At 66.4% G+C, this 18,673-nt stretch carries 7 protein-coding genes (1 of these 7 cut by a window edge); all 7 read left to right on the plus strand.

Features of this window, described 5'->3' with window-relative positions; all coding sequences use genetic code 11:
• Window positions 1–13,542, plus strand: partial view of a non-ribosomal peptide synthetase gene (locus BUA26_RS20155; RefSeq protein ID WP_072761266.1) — the final stretch only. 18,561 nt of this gene lie to the left of the window's left edge; 13,542 of the gene's 32,103 nt are visible here — the last part of the coding sequence; its start codon lies off the left edge, out of view; its stop codon occupies window positions 13,540–13,542.
• A 33-nt stretch (window positions 13,543–13,575) separates the two neighbouring features.
• Window positions 13,576–15,063, plus strand: coding sequence for a cytochrome P450 (locus BUA26_RS13110; protein ID WP_072761267.1), 1,488 nt, complete (start codon window positions 13,576–13,578; stop codon window positions 15,061–15,063).
• Window positions 15,064–15,071: 8 nt separating this feature from the next.
• On the plus strand, window positions 15,072–16,451 hold the full coding sequence (locus BUA26_RS13115) for an MATE family efflux transporter (RefSeq protein WP_218587822.1): 1,380 nt from the start codon (window positions 15,072–15,074) through the stop codon (window positions 16,449–16,451).
• Between the two features lies 1 nt (window position 16,452).
• Complete coding sequence (locus tag BUA26_RS13120) at window positions 16,453–17,148, plus strand: 4'-phosphopantetheinyl transferase family protein (RefSeq protein WP_072761268.1); 696 nt, start codon at window positions 16,453–16,455, stop codon at window positions 17,146–17,148.
• 108 nt (window positions 17,149–17,256) lie between these two features.
• Window positions 17,257–17,487, plus strand: coding sequence for a hypothetical protein (locus tag BUA26_RS20830; protein WP_343124226.1), 231 nt, complete (start codon window positions 17,257–17,259; stop codon window positions 17,485–17,487).
• 333 nt (window positions 17,488–17,820) lie between these two features.
• A complete protein-coding gene (locus tag BUA26_RS13130; protein WP_072761270.1) occupies window positions 17,821–18,183 on the plus strand; it encodes an ArsR/SmtB family transcription factor in 363 nt (120 codons plus the stop codon).
• The gene (locus BUA26_RS13135; RefSeq protein ID WP_072761271.1) at window positions 18,161–18,661 is read left to right on the plus strand and encodes an SRPBCC family protein; all 501 of its coding nucleotides are present in this window, start codon (window positions 18,161–18,163) and stop codon (window positions 18,659–18,661) included. The genes BUA26_RS13130 and BUA26_RS13135 overlap by 23 nt, the downstream gene beginning before the upstream one ends.
• The last annotated feature ends 12 nt before the right edge of the window (window positions 18,662–18,673 follow it).

The following is an 18,673-nucleotide window of genomic DNA, read 5'->3' on the forward strand; positions in this document are numbered from 1 at the left end:
CTGGTCCGGGTGTTGCAGGACGACGGCGAAGCGCAGCGTGTGCGCTATGTGCGCGGCGAGCGGCAGGCGAGTCATTGGGTCGAGGCGCGGCCCGCAACGCAGGCCGCCTCGCCATGGAAACAGCATGGTGTCTACCTGATCACCGGCGGTGCCGGCGGGCTGGGCCTGATCTTTGCCCGCGCGATCGCGCGCGAGGTGCGCAACCCGGTACTGGTGCTGACCGGTCGTTCGGCGATGGACGAGACCATCAAGGGACAGCTGCGCCAGCTCGAAGCGCTGGGCGCCGTGGTGCGCTATCACGCGGTAGACGTTGCCGACGCCGATGCGGTTGCTGCGCTGGTGCGCAGCATCCCGGAGGAATTCGAAAGCCTCGACGGCATCGTGCACAGCGCCGGTGTGGTGCGTGACAGCTTTCTGGTTGCCAAGACCCGCGACGAATTGCACGCGGTGCTGCGCGCCAAGGTGGCGGGTACGCTGAACCTCGACCGCGCCAGCCACGACATGGCCCTGGACACCTTTATCTGCTTCTCGTCCATCGCCGCCGTCACCGGCAGCGTGGGGCAGGCGGACTACGCGGCGGCGAACGCGTTCATGGACGCCTTTGTCCACGAGCGCGCAGAGCGGGTGCTTCGGGGCGAACGCCGTGGACGCACGCTGTCGATCGACTGGCCGCTATGGGCCGAGGGCGGCATGCAGGTGGACGCGGCCACGCGGACGATGATGAGCCAGCAGCTTGGCATGCATCCGCTGTCCACCGAAGACGGCTTGCAGGCCTTGCGTGATGCGTGGGCTAGCGACGCCAGCCAATGGCTGGTGGTCTCCGGCGACGCACAGCGCATCCGCGAGGCCGTGCTGGGCGCGACCTCACAGGCGGCGGTCGAACGGCCTGGGGTGTCGACGGACGACGCGGACAGGGGGACGTCGTCGCGCGAGGCGGTGTGGCAATCGCTGGCGACCCTCGTGTCGTCGCTGATCAAAGTGAAGCCGGAAGACCTCGACGGCGAAACGACGTTCAGCGAATACGGCTTCGATTCGGTGTCGCTGACCGAATTCGGCAACGCCTTGAATCAGCGTTACCAGCTCCGGCTGACGCCGACGGTGTTCTTCGAACATTCCACGCTGGACGGTCTGGTCGATCACCTGGTGGATGAGCAGGGCGTGGTGCTCGCGCCGCCGCCGGTGCGGACCGGTGTCGTGGCTAGCCCTTCCATCGTGCCGGTGCGCGAGCCCTCGCCTGCAGATACGCCGGCGCCCGCGCCGGCCGCCGATGAGCCCATCGCCGATGAGAGCAGCGCCGATGAGAGCAGCACCGACGAGCCCGTTGCGATTGTCGGCATCAGCGGCCGCTTCCCGCATGCGGCAGACATCGATGCGTTCTGGCAGAACCTGCGCGACGGCCGCGACTGCATCGACGAGATTCCGCCCGCGCGCTGGGACTGGCGCAGCCTGCATGGCGATGCGGGCCGGGAAGCGCATCGGACCCATATCATCTGGGGCGGCTTTATCGACGGTGTCGATGAATTCGATCCGATGTTCTTCGGCATCTCGCCGAAAGAAGCCGAGCTGATGGATCCGCAGCAGCGGCTGATGATGATCCATGTGTGGAAGGCGCTGGAAGATGCCGGTTATGCCGGCAGCGCGCTGGCGGGCAGCGATACGGCTATCTACGTCGGCACTGGCGCCACCGGTTACGGCCGGCTGGTCGACCGCGCGGGACTGGGGGGCGAAGCCTATGCCTCGACCGGTGGCGTGCCGTCGGTCGGACCCAACCGGATCAGCTTTCTGTTCGATTGGCATGGTCCGAGCGAGCCGGTGGAAACGGCCTGTTCCAGTTCGCTGATCGCGCTGGCGCGCGGCGTCGCCGCCATCCGCCGGGGCGATGCGTCGGTGGCTGTGGTCGGTGGCGTGAATACCATCGTGACGCCGGAGGCGCACATCAGCTTCAGCAAGGCGGGCATGCTGAGTGCGGACGGCCGCTGCAAGACTTTCTCGGCCGACGCCAATGGCTACGTGCGCGGCGAAGGTGTGGCGATGCTGGTGCTGAAGAAGCGCGCCGATGCCGAGCGCGACGGCGACCATATCTACGGCCTGGTGCGCGGCGTTGCGGAAAACCACGGCGGCCACGCCAATTCGCTGACCGCGCCGAATCCCACAGCGCAGGCCGAGGTGATCCGCAAGGCGCACCGGCAGGCAGGCATCGATCCGCGCACAGTGACTTATATCGAAGCGCATGGCACCGGCACGCGGCTGGGCGATCCGATCGAAGTGCAGGGCCTGAAGGCGGCGTTCGGCGGTGAGACGTTCGCCGCGCCGTACTGCGGGCTGGGTTCCGTGAAGACCAATATCGGCCACCTCGAACTCGCCGCAGGCGTTGCCGGCGTGGTCAAGGTGCTGTTGCAGATGAAGCACCGCACGCTGGTGAAGAGCCTGCACAGCGACCGGCTCAATCCCTATCTCGAACTCGACGGCAGCCCGTTCTACGTGGTGCGCGAGGCAGGAGAGTGGGCACCGTTGCGTGATGCGCGCGGCCATGTGCTGCCGCGTCGCGCGGGCGTCAGTTCGTTCGGCTTCGGCGGCGTGAATGCTCACGTCGTGCTGGAGGAATACCTGGCGCCGGCGACGGCCAGGGCATCGAGCGAAGGGCCGGTGGCCGTGCTTCTCTCGGCGCGCGACGAGGAACGGCTGCGCGAGCAGGTTCGCCTGCTGCTGGATTTTGTCACGAGCACCGACGTCGACCTGGCCGATCTCGCCTACACCTTGCAGCTGGGGCGCGAAACGATGGAGGCCCGGCTCGCAGTGGTAGTGCGATCGATGGATGAGTTGCGCGACCGCTTGCGCTCGATGGTCTCCGGCGACGGGAAGGAAGGGCGTATCCACCGCGGCGTGGCATCGCGTGGACGCCGGGATGCCGTGCACGACGCGCGGACCGTCGATGCCTGGATCGAGGCCCGCGATGTCGAGCCGCTGCTCGAGGCGTGGGTGCAGGGCCTGGCATTCGACTGGCGCCGGCTCTACGGGGCGCATACGCCGCGCCGCATCAGCCTGCCCACGTACCCGTTCGCACGGGGCCGCTACTGGGTGCCCGATGCCACGGTGCCGAGCCATGCTGAGGTGGCGGAGCCCGTCGCGAGTGGTCACGAATGGCTGCTGCTGCCGACCTGGCAGGTGGTCGAACCGAAGCTCGCGCCTATCGCGCAGAGCGGACGCAGCCTGATTGTCGGCGGTTCGCCGAAACAACGCGCCGCGTTGCTCGCCGCCTTGCCGGATGCGACGGCACTCGAGTGGCCCGCGCTGGCCAATATCGCGGCGATCGAGTACCGCTTGCGCGCCTCCGGCTCCTTCGGCCGGCTGGTCTGGCTGGCTGATGTCGATGAGGCCGATGTCGATGAGGCTAATGCTGATAAGGCCGATGACGACGAGTCGCTGATCGTGGCGCAGGAGCGGGGCGTTGTTGCAGGGTTCCGCCTTGTCAAAGCGCTGCTTGCGCTTGGCTTCGACCAGCGCGCGCTCGACTGGACTATCGTCACCGTGCAGACGCAGGCCGTGCACGGGTCCGACACCGTCGCGCCGCGGCATGCCGCCGTGCATGGTTTTGCCGGGGCAGTGGCGAAGGAGTTCGCCCATTGGCGCGTGCGCCTGCTCGATCTGCCGCGCGAAGGCGCATGGCCAGTCGACACGATGTGTCGCGTGCTCGATGAGCATCGCGGCGCCACGCTGGCATGGCGCGGTGGTCAGTGGTTCAGGCAGGTGCTGTCGCGCATGGCTGCGGCCTCGGTCGAGGGCGCGTTGCCGTATCGCGAGGGCGGCGTCTATATCGTCGTCGGCGGTGCGGGCGGGATCGGCCAGGCCTGGAGCGAACACATGATTCGCTCGCACCGCGCGCGGATCGTGTGGCTCGGGCGCCGGGCCGAAGACGATGCCATCACGCAGGCGCGGAACCGGCTGGGCGCGCTCGGTCCGGCGCCGCTCTACATCGCCGCCGATGCCTCTGACCGTGTGGCGCTGGAGCGTGCCCGCGAAGAGGTGCTCGCGCGCTACGGAACGATTCATGGCGTGGTGCACGCGGCGATCGATCTGCTCGACAAGAGCGTCGCGCAGATGGATGAGGAACGCCTGCGCGCGGGATTGTCGGCCAAGGTCGTTGCCAGCGTGCGGATCGGTCAGGTGTTCGGCGCTTTGCCGCTGGACTTCATGCTGTTCTTCTCGTCGCTGGCCGGCTTCGTCCGCGCAGCGGGGCAGGGCAACTACGCGGCCGGTTGCACCTTCAAGGATGCTTACGCCCTGCATCTGGCCAAGTGCCTGCCGTATCCGGTGAAGGTCATCAACTGGGGCTACTGGGGCAGTGTCGGCGTGGTCGCTTCGAACGACTACCGCGAACGCATGGCACGGCAAGGCATCGGCTCGATCGAGCCTGCGGAAGGCATGCAGGCGCTCGACCGCTTGCTGCGTTCGCCGGTGCCACAACTCGGTTTCCTGAAGGCGACGCGTGAGGATGTACGCGGCGGCGTGTTCGACCTGGTCGGCGACGCGCGTGTGCGCCTGCTTCCCGCCCGTTTCGACTCACTGGCTCAGACGCTGGCCCAGGGCGCCGCGCCAGTGTTCCCGGGCGACGCCGCACAGCTTGCGGCGGAGGGCAGGGAGATCGACCGCCTTGCGCTGGCGATCCTGCGCGGTGAATTGCAGGCGCTCGGCTTGACGGATTCCGCGCTTGTCGCTTCTCGGCATGCGCGCTGGCTGCAGCACAGCCTGCGCTGGATCGCGGAAACGCCTGGGGCCACCGCGCCGTCGCTCGATCACGCCTGGGCGACGTGGAACGAGCGCAAGACAGCGTGGCAAGGCACGGGCCACGTACGCCAGGCCCAGGTAACGCTGGTGGACACGATGCTTCGCGCGCTGCCTGCGATTCTGCAGGGCCGCGTCGAGGCCACGGCGGTGATGTTCCCGGACTCCTCCATGCGGCTGGTCGAAGGCGTGTATCAAGGCAATGCGGTTGCCGATCACTTCAACGACGTGCTGTGCGACGCTGTATGCGCTTTCGTCGCGGCGCGCATCGCGCGCGATCCGGCGGCGCGGATCCGCATCGCCGAGATCGGTGCCGGCACCGGCGGCACCAGCGCAAGGGTGATGGCGCGGCTCGCGCCCTATACGGAGCACATCGGGGAATACTGCTACACCGATCTGTCACGCGCGTTCCTGCTGCATGCCGAAGGCAAGTACGGTCCGCACTATCCGTATCTCTCGTATCGATTGCTCGATATCGGCAGCCCGCTGGAAGGGCAGGACGTCGAGGCGGGGACTTACGATCTCGCCATCGCCACTAATGTGCTGCACGCCACCAAGGACATTCGCGAGAGCCTGCGCAATGCCAAGGCCCTGCTTGGCGCGAATGGCCTGCTGGTGCTCAACGAACTGGCGAGCTGCGAACTGTGGTCGCACCTGACCTTCGGCCTGCTCGACGGATGGTGGCTGTACCAGGACGAAGCATTGCGTATCCCGGGCTGCCCGAGCCTGTCGCCGACTCGATGGAATGCGGTGTTGCGCGAGGAAGGCTATCGCCACGTGCATTTCCGGGCCGAACCGGCGCATGGCCTGGGCCAGCAGGTGATCGTGGCCGAGAGCGATGGCGTGAGTTTGCAGAAGCGGCCCCTGTTGGCGAGCGTGCCGGCGAGTGTGCATGCGCGCGTGGACACTCCCGCGGTATCGCGTCCCGTCGAAGCGGCCGCGGCACCGTTGCGCTCCAGCGCCGATGCGGCGTCGTTGCGCGAGCGCTGCCGTGCGCGGCTGGCGAAGCTTGTCGGCAAGGCCCTGAAGATGCCGGTGGGCGAGATCGACACCGCGCAGGGGTTGGACCGTTACGGCATGGACTCGATCCTGGTGTTGGAACTGACCAACGCCTTGCGCGCTGCGTTCGAAGAGATCGGCATCGAAGAGCGAGTCTCCTCGACTCTGTTCTTCGAGCATCCGACGATCGACGCGCTGGCCGATCACTTCGTCGCGATCGAGCCGGAGGCGATGGCGCGCTGGACGGATACGCACGTCACACCGCCGGTCCGCCGGCACCCGATGCTGCATCGGGATAGCTCCGACGCAACGGCGCGACGCCACAGCAGCCATTTTGACGGCGCGGAATTTTTCCTCGCCGACCATCGCGTGCACGGACGCCGCGTGCTGCCGGGCGTGGCGCAACTGGAAATGGCGCGCGCAGCGGCGCAGGGTGCGATGCCAACGTCGGCGCGCATTCGACTGGGGCAGATCGCGTGGGTACGGCCGGCAGTCGCGGATGAAAGCGGACTGTCGCTCAGCCTCACCCTGACACCGGAGCGGGACGGCGCGTTCGGTTTCGCCCTGCGCGGCGACGACGGGGCCGTCTACAGCCAGGGCATCGCGTCGCCGGACGCGACTCCGGTGGAAGCGGCTGGCCGTCATGACCTCGCCGCACTGCGCGCCCGCTGCGTGGTGGCCCACGTCGGCCACGAGCGTTGCTATGCGGTCTTCGACAGCAAGGGTCTGCAATACGGGCCGGCCTTCCGCGGCGTGGATGAGCTGTTGGTGGGCGAGGGTGAGGTGCTGGCGAGGATCTCGCTGCCGGCCGCCGTCGCTTCGTCGCTGCACGACTACGTGTTGCATCCCAGCCTGCTGGATGCCGCCTTGCAGGCCTCGTTGGGCTTGCATCTCGTGGCGCGTGGCGAGGACGGCATCGCGCTGGCCCTGCCGTTCGCGCTCGATGCCGTAAAGGTGTTTGCGCCATGCGTGGCCGAGATGTGGGTCTTTGTCCGCCATGCCGAAGGCACACCTGCCGGCGGCGACATCCATCAACTCGATATCGATCTCTGCGATGCGGACGGCGCCGTTTGCGTCCGTCTGGAAAAGCTCAGCCTGCGTTTCTTCCATCCGAAGTCATCACAACCGTCGTCACGTGAAACGAACACCGACCGGAACACAGCCGATATGAACGATTCCACGGGCATTACCTCTCACCACAGCCACGCCAACGGCGCGCTGCCGGCCACCGCTGTCCTGCGTGAGAAGAGCATTCTGCAGTTGAGGAAACTGATCAGCCGGCGCCTGTCGCTGCCGCTGGAGGCGATCGGGGCGAGCGTCGGTTTCGACGAATACGGTCTCGATTCGATTCTGGTGATGGAGCTGACCGACTCGTTGCGTGAAGTGTTCGGCATGGAGGCCATCGGCGCGACGCTGTTCTTCGAGCATCACGATATCGATGGACTGGTCGATCACTTCATGCGGACCGATGCGGACGCGCTGGCCCGTTGGACGGGCCTCGCCGCGACGCCGCCCGCCGTGCACGAGGCGCTGTCTGCGGCGGCAGTCCATGCGAGCGTGCCGGCGGCGGCGGAGGTGCTGCCGGTAGCAACCACCATCTCCAGTGTTCCTGCCGTAGCCGCGCCGTTCGACGTGGCGATCGTCGGCATGTCGGGCCGCTATCCCGGCGCGAACGATGTTCACCAGTTCTGGGACAACCTCGCCGCCGGACGCCACAGCGTGACGGAAGTGCCCACGGAGCGTTGGGAGCATGGCCGCTTCTTCGACGAGCGCAAGGGCCAGCCAGGCAAGACGTACACGCGCTACGCCGGACTGCTGGACGACGTACAGGGCTTCGATCGCCTGTTCTTCAACATTGCGCCGGCCGAGGCGCGCCTGATGAGCCCGCAGGAGCGGTTGTTCATGCAGGAGGTGCACGCGAGCATCGAGGACGCGGGCTACACCGCCGCCAACCTCGGTGCGACGCGCAAGATCGGTGTCTTCGTCGGCGTCACCAATGAGCACTACGCCACCGGTACGCGCTTCTGGTCGATCGCCAACCGTATTGCGCACCTGTGCAATTTCCAGGGGCCGAGCCTGGCAGTCGATACCGCCTGCTCGTCGTCGCTGACCGCCATCCACCTGGCGATCGAAAGCCTGCGCAGCGGCGACAGCGAGGTGGCGATCGCGGGTGGTGTGAACCTGATCGTCGCGCCTACCCAACTGATCGATCTGGCCTCGATGGCGATGCTTTCCGCCGACGACAAGTGCAAATCCTTCGCGGCCGGAGCCGATGGATTTGTCGACGCCGAAGCGGTGGGCGCCTTCGTGCTCAAGCCGCTGCATCGCGCGATGGCCGATGGCGATCACATCTACGGCGTGATCAAGGGCAGCGCAATCAACTCGGGCGGCAAGACCCATGCCTACCTCGTGCCGAACCCGAACTTGCAGGCGCAATTAGTGACCGACGCGCTGCGCCGCGCCGGCGTCGATGCGCGCACCGTGAGCTATGTGGAAGCGCAGGGCACCGGCAGCCACCTGGGCGACTCCATCGAAGTGGCCGGCCTGGCCAAGGCGTTCCGCCAGTGGACGCAGGACCGCCAGTTCTGCGCGATTGGCTCGGCCAAGTCGAACGTGGGTCATAGCGAGAGCGCGAGCGGCTTCGTTGCGCTCAGCAAGGTGCTGATGCAGATGCAGCATCGGATGCTGGCGCCGAGCCTGCATGCGTCGACGCCCAACCCGGAAATCCGCTTCGCCGACACGCCATTCTTCGTGCAGCAGGCGCTCGCTCCGTGGCCGCGTCCGCAGCTCGACATCGACGGCCGCCGCCATGAGTTTCCGCGGCGTGCAGGCATTTCCTCGTTCGGCGCGGGCGGGGCGAATGCTCACCTGGTGATCGAGGAGTACGTCGAGCCGGCATCGCCGGGCCGCGTAGGCCAGCCAGCCGGTCCCGCCATGATCGTGCTTTCGGCGCACGATCCCGAACGCCTCAAGGCGCGTGCCGAGCGACTGGCGGCGGCGCTGGCTCCCGAGCGGCGCGCTACCGACATGGTGTTGGCGGACCTCGCCTACACCTTGCAGGTAGGGCGCGAGGCGATGGAGGAGCGGCTGGCCTTGCTGGTGGAATCGCTCGACGATCTGCACGCAAAGCTGACGGCGTTCGTCGCCGGCAGCAAGGACGTCGACGACCTTTATCAGGGCCAGGCGAAACGCAGCGCTTTCTCCGCGCTCGCTGACGACGAGGATATGCAGGTGACCGTGCAGGCCTGGGTCGCCAAGGGCAAGTACGGCAGGCTGCTGGATCTGTGGGTGAAGGGCTTCGCGTTTGACTGGAACGGGCTCTACGAGGGTGCGGTGCGGCCGCAGCGGATCAGCCTGCCGACCTATCCGTTCGCGCGCGAGCGGTGCTGGACGAACGTGCGCTATCCCGACGCACCGGAAGCGCTTCCGGCGACGGGGGCCGTGCGGACGAACGTTCCGGTTACCGTGGCGTGCGAGGTCCGGATGGCCGATCCCGCGCAGACCATGATGCGCATCTGGTGCGAGCTGCTGGGCCGCCCGTCGGTTGCTCTCGATGACGATTTCTTCGAGCTCGGCGGCCATTCCTTGCTGGCGACGCAGCTGGCCGTGCGGATTCGCGACGAGTTCGGGGTGGATCTGCCGGTAGGCACGATTCTCGAAGCGCCTACCGTGGACGCGCTCGTGCAGCACCTTGGCAAGCTCGCGCCGGCACCCGCTGCAGCAGAGTTTCCGCAGGCAGCGCCGGACACCTCAGCGGACATGGCGTTCCCGCTGTCGTTCGCGCAGCAACGGTTGTGGTTCCTCGATCAGCTGGAAGGGCATAACCCCACCTACAACATCCCCGCCGCGGTGCGCCTGAAGGGCAGGCTGGATGCTGCCGCGCTGGAGGGAGCCCTCAACGACGTTGTCGCCCGCCACGACGCTCTGCGCGCGCACTTCGGCAGCGTGGACGGTACGCCGCTGCAGTACATCGCCGCGCATCTGGAACTGCCGCTGGTGCTGCACGACCTGGGTGGCGTCGCGCCGAAGGAGCGCGAGGCGAAGACGCACTGGCTGATGCTCGACGAAGCGCGCACGCCGTTCGACCTGCAACGCGGCCCGCTCGTGCGCGGCAGCCTGCTGCGGCTGGCTGACGAGGAATATCTGCTGCTGTTGAGCATGCATCACATCGTCTCCGACGGCTGGTCCATGGGCATCCTCGTGCGCGAGCTCGGCGCCTTCTACGCCCATCGCAGTTTTGGCGCCGAGGTGGCGCTGCACGAGCTGCCGATGCGTTACGTCGATTTCGCCCGCTGGCAGCGCGAGTGGCTGAGCGGCGAGGTGCTGGAACGCCAGCTGGGTTATTGGAAGAAACAACTGGCCGGCAGTCCGACACTGCTGACCCTACCGACCGATCGTCCACGCCCGCTCACGCAGGGCCAGGATGGTGCCGCACTGGCCTACGCTCTCCCGGCCGAGCTTGGCGCGAAGCTGCATGCGCTGAGCCGCAAGTCGCAGGGCACCTTGTTCATGACCCTGTGCGCCGCCTTCAACGTGCTGCTGGCCCGCTATTCCGGCCAGACCGACATTTGCATCGGTACGCCGATCGCCAACCGCAACCGCAGCGAGATCGAAGACCTGATCGGCTTCTTCGTCAACACCCTGGTGCTGCGCACCCAGGTGGATATGCGCGCCGGATTTACCGATCTGCTCAAACAGGTACGCGCCGCCACGCTCGACGCCTACGCGCACCAGGACGTGCAGTTCGAACAACTGGTGGGCGCGGTGCAGCCCGAGCGCCATACCAGCTACTCGCCGCTGTTCCAGGTGATGCTCGTGTTGCAGAACTCGCCGCTCAACCTGGCGTTGCCGGGGCTGGAGCTGGAGCTGGTGCCGCACGAGACGGTGACCGCCAAGTTCGACATCACGCTGACACTGAGCGAAGGCCCGCAAGGCCTGTACGGCAGCTTCGAGTACAACACCGACCTGTTCGACCGCGCCACGATCGAGCGGATGGCTGGTCATTTCACGCATTTGCTGCAGGCGATCGTGGCCGAGCCGGAGCGCCCCGTAGGCGAGCTGAGCATGATGGGCGAGGCCGAGCGCCGGCATCTCGTCTACGGCTTCAACGACACCGCGAAGGTCTATCCGCGCGTGGGGCCGGACACGCACACGCTGCACCAGCTGTTCGAGGCGCAGGTGGCGCGCAGCCCCGACCATGCGGCGGTGGTGTATGAAGGCGCGTCGCTGAGCTATGCCGAGCTCAATGCGCGAGCCAATCGCCTGGCGCGTCACCTGCGCCGTCTCGGCGTGGGACCCGACGTGCTGGTCGGCCTGTGCACCGAGCGCTCGATCGAAATGATCGTGGGCCTGTACGCAATCGTGAAGGCTGGCGGCGCCTACGTGCCGCTGGACCCCACTTATCCGGCCGACCGCCTGGCGACCATCGTGGAGGATGCAGCTCCCGCCGCGATCCTCACCCAGCAGCACCTGCGCCATGCGGCGCCGTCAGTGCCCGGTGTGCCGGTGCTCTGCCTCGACGGCGACACCGGGATGTGGGCCGGCGAAGATGCCGGCAATCCCGTCAACGCTACGCAGCCGGGTCACCTGGCCTACGTGATCTACACCTCGGGTTCCACCGGCAAGCCCAAGGGGGTCGGCATCGACCACCGCGGCATCGTCAACCGCCTGCAATGGATGCAGGAGGCCTATCCGCTGACCGGCGCCGACCGCGTGCTGCAGAAGACGCCTTTCAGCTTCGACGTCTCGGTGTGGGAGTTCTTCTGGCCGCTGCTGGAAGGTGCCACGCTGGTCGTTGCCAAGCCCGGCGGCCACCAGGACGTGGCCTACCTGGCTGGCCTGATCGACGCCGAAGGCATCACTACCACGCACTTCGTGCCACCGATGCTCGAGGTCTTCCTCAACGAGGTGGAACCCGGCAGCGGGCGTTCGTTGCGCCAGGTGATGTGCAGCGGGCAGGCGCTGCCGTTGGATCTGCAGCAGCGCTTCTTCACCACCTGGGATCACGTGGAGCTGCACAACCTGTATGGCCCGACGGAAGCCTCGGTCGACGTCACCTACTGGCAGTGCCGCAAGGACAGCGCGCTGAACTGCGTGCCGATCGGCAAGCCGATCGCCAACATCCAGATCCACATCCTCGACGACTTCCTCAATCCGGTGCCGGTGGGTGTAGTGGGGCACCTGTTCATCGCGGGCGTCGGCCTCGCGCGCGGCTACGTCAATCGCCCGGACCTGACCGCGCAGACCTTCATCCCCAATCCGTTCAGTGCGACGCCGGGCGCGCGCATGTATCTGTCGGGCGATCTCGCGCGCTACTTGCCGGACGGCACCATCGAGTATCTCGGCCGCAGCGACCACCAGGTGAAGATCCGCGGCCTGCGCATCGAGCTCGGCGAGATCGAGTCGACGCTGGCGGCGCTGGACGTTGTGCGCGACGTGGTGGTGCTGGCTCGGCCGGACGAGCGCGGCATCCCGCGCCTGGTGGCCTACCTGGTGGCTCACGACGGCCAGGTCTTGCCGGACCCGGCCATGCTGCGCCGGACCCTGGCGCAAACGCTGCCCGACTACATGGTGCCGGAGTACTTCGTGCCGCTCCCGGTAATGCCGCTCACTTCCAACGGCAAGGTCGATCGCAAGGCGCTGCCTGCGCCTGAAATGGCGCATGACGAGGCCGAGCACATCGCGCCGCGCACTACCACGGAGAAGGCCATCGCGGCGGTGTGGTCGGAGCTGCTGAAGGTGGAGAAGGTCGGCCTCACCGACGATTTCTTCGAACTGGGCGGCCATTCGCTGCTGGCAACGCAGCTGGTCTCGCAGTTGCGCAAGCGCCACGTCGCCGAGATCGAGCTGCGCGACCTGTTCTCGCATGCCACGCTGGGCGCGCTGGCGGCGTTTGTCGACGCGCGCAAGCAGGGTGGCATGCATCCGAATCTGGTGCCGATCCGCGCGAAGGGCTCGGCGGCGCCGCTGTTCCTGATCCATCCCATCGGCGGCGGCGTGCAGTATGCCTTCGACCTCGCGCAGCACTTGGACGCCAATCAGCCCGTGTATGGGCTGGCGGTGGGCGAAACGCCGCAAGCGAGCATCGACGACATGGCGTCGACCTATCTGGGCGCCATCCGCGAAGTACGGCCGTCCGGTCCCTACTTGCTGGCCGGCTGGTCGCTGGGCGGCATGGTTGCCTACGAGATCGCCCACCGGCTGCTGGCGTCGGGCGAGGATGTGCAATTCGTGGGCATGATCGACACCAGCGGCCCGTCGGTGCGCGCGAAGCAGCGCGACGAACATCCGGTCAAGCACGATGGCTGCCGCGCGCTGCTGAACTGGCTGCTCGATCTGAACCTGGCCGGTGATTGGCGCCGCCATCCCGCGTACGCCGAATTGATGGCGAGAGCCCAGCGCGGTGACCTCGACGGCGTGGTTGCGCTTTGCCTGAGCGCTGCACTGGTGCCGCCCGGCGTGGACGCTGAGCAGGTGCGGAGCACGGCGGCGCTGTACGAAGCGTGCGGCCGCGCGGCCGACGATTATCGGCCGCCCGTGGCGCAGTTGCCGGTGACGTACTTCGCGGCGGATCGGCGCGAAGGCGAGGACGTCGCGCTGGGTTGGCGCGAGTTGCTGGGCCGGCATCTGGAGGTGTCGAGGATCGGCGGTTCACACCTGTCGATCGTCAAGGCACCGCTGGTCGAAAAGCTCGCGCGGGATATCTCGGTTCGGATCGCACGCTACGCACCGAACCTCTCCTTCACCGCCGCCAACCCGTGATCGCCCAAGCGTAATCGCCAAGAGGGAAATGCCATGAACGAAACGATCGCCTCGGACGAACTCGGCCTGACCGCGGAAGCGCCCGCCGAGCTGCGTTACACGCGCCGCATCGAAGACCTGCCCAGTCCGAAAGGCCAGCCCTTCGCCGGCAATGCGCTGCAACTCAGCGGCCGGCAGATGCATCAGAAGTTCACCGCCTGGGTGGGCGAGTTCGGGCCGATGTTCCGGCTGCAAGTGTTCGGCCACACTATCGTGATCGTCTCCGACGCGGCCACTGCGCATGGCGTGATGCGCGAACGCCCCGATGGGTTCCGGCGCAACGGCGGCCTGAAGCAGGTCATGAACGAGCTGCACATCGGCGGCGTGTTCACCGCCGAGGGTGCCGCTTGGCGAAAGCAGCGCAAGTTGGTGATGAGCGGGCTCAACGCGGAGGTGATCCGCAACTTCTTCCCGAAGATGGTCACATTGACCGAGCGGATGCTGGAGCGCTGGAAAGTGGCACTGGCCGAAGGCCGCACCGTGGACCTGCGCCGCGACCTCAAGGCGATGGCGCTAGACACCATCGTCGGCATCGCCATGGGCCACGACATCGATGCGGTGAACCAGGACGGCGACCCACTGCAGCGGGATATCGACAACATATTCCAGCGCCTGGGCAACCGCACCACCGCGGCGTTCCCGTACTGGCGCTACTTCAAACTGCCGGTGGATCGCGCGGCCGAGCGCTCATTTGCGGACATCGAGAAGAGGGTGGTGGAGTTCATCCGCCACACACGCGAGCGCATGGAGCAGCAGCGGGAACAGCAGCGCAAGCCCGCCAATATGCTGGAGGCCATGATCGCGGCCAGCGAGGATCCCGAATCCGAGTTCACGGATGAGGAGCTGGTCGCCAACGCGATCCTGAGCGTGATCGGCGGCGAGGACACGACCGCCAACTCGATCGCCTGGATGCTCTGCCTGCTGGCGCAGAACCCGGCCGCCGCTGCCGCGCTGGCCGCCGAGGTGGATCAGGTGCTCGGCGCCGCGCCGCTGCCGCGCGAGTGGGAGCAGCTGAAGGCGTTCTCTTATCTGGAGGCAGCGCACAGCGAGACGCAGCGACTGAAAGCGGTGGCTCCGTATCTCGGGCTCACCGCCAATGCCGATTGCGTCGTCGCCGATACCTTCATTCCGAAGAACACGGCCATCATTGTTGCGACGGCAGGCGAGGGGCGTGACGAAGCGCAGTTCCCCGGACACGAGCGGTTCCGGCCCGAACGCTGGATTGCAGAGTTGCGCAACCCGGACGAGGAGGATCCCAGCCGCAAGCTGTTTCCGTTCGGCGGCGGCGCGCGGTTGTGTCCGGGACGCTTCCTGGCGCTGACCGAGATCAGGGTCGTGGTCGCGATGATCATGCGCAACTTCGAACTGGAGCCCGATCCCAAGGCGCCGCCGGCGAAGGAGCTGCTGAACTTTTTCATGGCGCCCAGCTCGGTGCCCGTGCGTTTGAAGTTGCGCGTGCCGCCGGCAGGGGAGGTCCGTTGAACGCCGCCGTGCCCACATCCAACGTGCAGATCGCCAGGCGGATCCTGCACGTCTCGCTGCCCTTGATGGGTTCCATGATCGGCAACCTGATCATGATGCTGGTCGATCGGATCTGCCTGGCGAGGTATTCCAGCGATACGCTGGCCGCCTCCGGCCCCGCGGTCTACACGGCGATGGCGATCGTCGGCTTCTTCGTGGCGGTGGTCGGCTTCTCGCGCTCCTGCGTCGCGCAGGCCTACGGCCGCTCGGGCCATGCGGATGCCGCCTGGCAGGCCGCCATCGGCATCGTCGTCGGCGTCGTCTTCGCGGTGCTGCTGTGGTTATTGGCGCCGCTGATGGCGTGGATTCCCGCGCTGAGCGACCGGCCGCTTGCACTGACCCGGCTGGAGTCCCAGTTCCTCTACTGGTCGGCGTACTTCGGCGCGGCGATGACCTTCAACATGGCCTTGTCGTCGTACTTCAACGGCATCGGCAAGACCCGCATCACGCTGGTGGCCGGGCTGGTGGGGCAGGCCGTGGGCATCGTGGCGACCATCGGCCTGGTCTTCGGCCGCTTCGGCCTGCCGGAACTGGGCGTGCGCGGCTCGGCGCTCGGTACGCTGGCCGGCACCTTGGCGATCACGCTGATCTATGTGGCCTACCTGCCCAAGGAAGTGTGGAGCGATGTGCGGCGGCTGGTGGCGACGCGCGGGATTCATCGTGGCGACCTGGTGCCGCGGATCAGGAAGGGCATCGCGCTGGGCGTGACGGCGGGGATCGGCAATTTCGGCAATGCGGCGTTTATCTGGATCATCGCCGGGCTCGGCGCGATCGCGTTGGCCGCCAACAACGTCAACCTCACCGTCAGCTATATCGGCGTGATCCCGCTGCTGGGCCTGGGTATCGGCTGTAGCGTGCTGTGCGGGAATGCGTTGGGGCAGGGCGAGTTCGAGCAGGTGCCGAGGATTCTGCTCGTCACGCTCGCTCTCGAACTGGTCTACGTGGCGTTCACCGCTTACCTGCAGATTGTTACGCCAAGCGTGCTGCTCGATCCGTTCGGGCTTGTCGACAAGCCTCAGGAGATCCGCCACGCGGCGGTCGCGACCTCGAAGGTGCTGTGGACGTATTCGCTGGCCTTCGCGTTCTCGATGACCGGGCAGGCGGTGTTGGAGGCGTTCGGTCTTACGCGGTTTCTGTTCGCGGTGCGCTTCGTGATGATGTGGGTGCTGAGCATTCCCACGATCTACCTGATGACGCTCGGTCGTATCGGCGATGCCGAATATCTGCCTGTGGCCTGGGTTGTCGGCTCCTCGTTCGAGGCGGGGATCGGGATTCTGTATTTCTGGCGGATATGGGTGGCGGTGAGGCGCCGGCAGAACGAGATCGTGCTGACACAAGTGGAGGCCTGATTTGCGACGCCTGTCGCTGGCGCGGCATCCGGGAGGCCTGCCCGATGCGTTCCTGTTGGCATTCGATGCCGACGAAGGCGACGACACGCACTTTTCCCGTTTCGGCATCGCCTGCCCATCATCCGTGGCCCGCGGCGTGCCCAAGCGCAGGGCCGAATACCTCGCCGGCCGGCGCGCTGCCGTCGCCGCGCTCACCGAAGCCGGCGTGCGCGCGGTCGATCTCGCCATCGGACCGTCCCGTGCACCGGCATGGCCGGCAGGCTACACCGGCAGCATCACCCATGCCGCCCGCATCGCGGCAGCCGTGGCTTTGCGCGACGGCGCGGTGCGTGGCGTCGGCATCGATATCGAACGAGTGGTCTCGGCAAGCGCCCTCGACGCGATCGTCCAGTCGGTAGTCGATGCCTCAGAACGGCACGCGCTGGACGAACTCGCGCGCGGCGTCGGCTTGCCGATGGCGCTGACGATCGCGTTCTCCGCCAAGGAAAGCTTCTACAAGGCCGCGGCGGCGACTGTTGGCCGGATCTTCGATTTCGGTGCGCTGAAAATCATCCGCGCCCAAGCGAGCGCAGGCACGATCGAGGCGGAGACGGCCGAGCCGCTCGCTCCCAGCTTGCCGGCGGGCATGCGTTTTCGCCTGGGCTTCTCTTTGCTCGACGACGCATCGGCGATCACGAGCTGCGCATGGATGCGTTGATGGCGCTCAATGCATCCACTGCGCCGGCGGCAGTTTTGGTTTGTCCATGAGGCTCGGGTTGATAACTGGATCGGATAAATCTCGACCGAGAGCTACGACCAGCTCGCGATTTTTGCCGCGGTGTCGAGGGAGCGCCGTTTTACCCGTGCCGCGGTCAAGCTCGGCATGTCGGGCGCGCACGTGCTGCGCGTCATCGCGCTACGGTTCGAAGAGATCAACACCGAGCTAGCGTTGCTCAGCGAATTCCGCGACAAGCCGGCAGGCAGGTTACGCATTACGGCACCCGATGCCCCGCTGCCAGCGCGGTGCCACCATGGGATTGAGTTCTACGGGACTTGAGAGTGCGGAGCAGTCTCTTTGCCGTTGGCAAGACCAGGGATTCCGTGTTTTCGCGTGGGCGGCCCTGCCCAACCCGAGGCAACGCTTGCAGGTCAGCTGCGTGTGTGTCCGCTGTCGATTAGGGCAGGTTATCGCGGGTAGGGCCAGCGTCTGTTTTCGATTCCAAGGAGTCATCCGACGTCTTGATCTGGCTGCCACAAAGCCGCCGGTCGGAGCTTTGCCCTCGCTCGGCATGCGCCGTTTGGGTTCAGAGCGGCAGAGGAGCTACGTACGATGTGTACCCGTGGGTCATTCCCCTTGCGAATCACGCACGCACGTTCTACAGTGAACCATATGGTTCACTATCAAGCCCGCCTCGATAGAACGTTCGCCGCGCTCTCCGATGTCACCCGACGCGGCGTGCTGGAGCAACTGGGGAATTCAGACGCCTCAGTCACCGACCTTGCCCAACGGTTTCACATGACCCTTACGGGCATGAAAAAGCACGTCAACCTCCTGGAGCAGGCGGGGCTGGTGACCACGGAGAAGGTGGGGCGCGTACGAACCTGCAAGCTCGGGCTGCGCCGGCTGGAAGAAGAGGTCGCCTGGATCGAGCAGCACCGCCAGCTCTGGAGCGCACGTTTCGACGCGCTGGACGAGCTTGTCGAACACTTGAAACGCGAGGAGAAGGCAGATGCCCAACGTAAAAGAAGGTAGTTCCGCCGCAGTGAACCACACTGCCGTGAAACGCAAGTCCGACCGCGAACTCGTCGTGACGCGAACGTTCGATGCCCCAGTGCACCTCGTCTTCGAGGCGTGGAGCAAGCCCGAATTGTTCAAGCAGTGGTGGGTTCCGAAGTCGGTGGGCATGTCGCTGCTTTCGTGCGACATGGATATTCGCACCGGGGGCACGTATCGCCTCGTGTTCAGCCATCCGGCCTTCGATCAACCGATGGCGTTCTTCGGCACGTACAAGGAAGTAACGCCGCACAAGCGTCTCGTATGGACGAACGAAGATAGCGATCAGGGCGCCGTGACCACGGTGACGTTCGAAGAAAATGACGGCAAGACGCTGGTTACCTTCCACGAACTCTATCCCACAACAGCAGCCCTCGAGGAAGCGCTCGCCGGTTCGGCGGAAGGCCTGCCCGAGCAGTTCGCGCAGCTGGATGAGTTGCTCGCAGGCAGATCGTAACCACACCACAGC

The sequence above is a fragment of the Rhodanobacter sp. OK091 genome (genome assembly GCF_900142825.1).
Taxonomy (GTDB): Bacteria; Pseudomonadota; Gammaproteobacteria; order Xanthomonadales; family Rhodanobacteraceae; genus Rhodanobacter.

What these genes read in the sequence shown, in the direction of transcription:
- BUA26_RS13110 (WP_072761267.1), top strand. Translation starts at nt 13,576, where the DNA reads ATGAACGAAACGATCGCCTCGGACGAACTCGGCCTGACCGCGGAAGCG.
- BUA26_RS13130 (WP_072761270.1), top strand. Translation starts at nt 17,821, where the DNA reads ATGGTTCACTATCAAGCCCGCCTCGATAGAACGTTCGCCGCGCTCTCC.
- BUA26_RS13135 (WP_072761271.1), top strand. Translation starts at nt 18,161, where the DNA reads ATGCCCAACGTAAAAGAAGGTAGTTCCGCCGCAGTGAACCACACTGCC.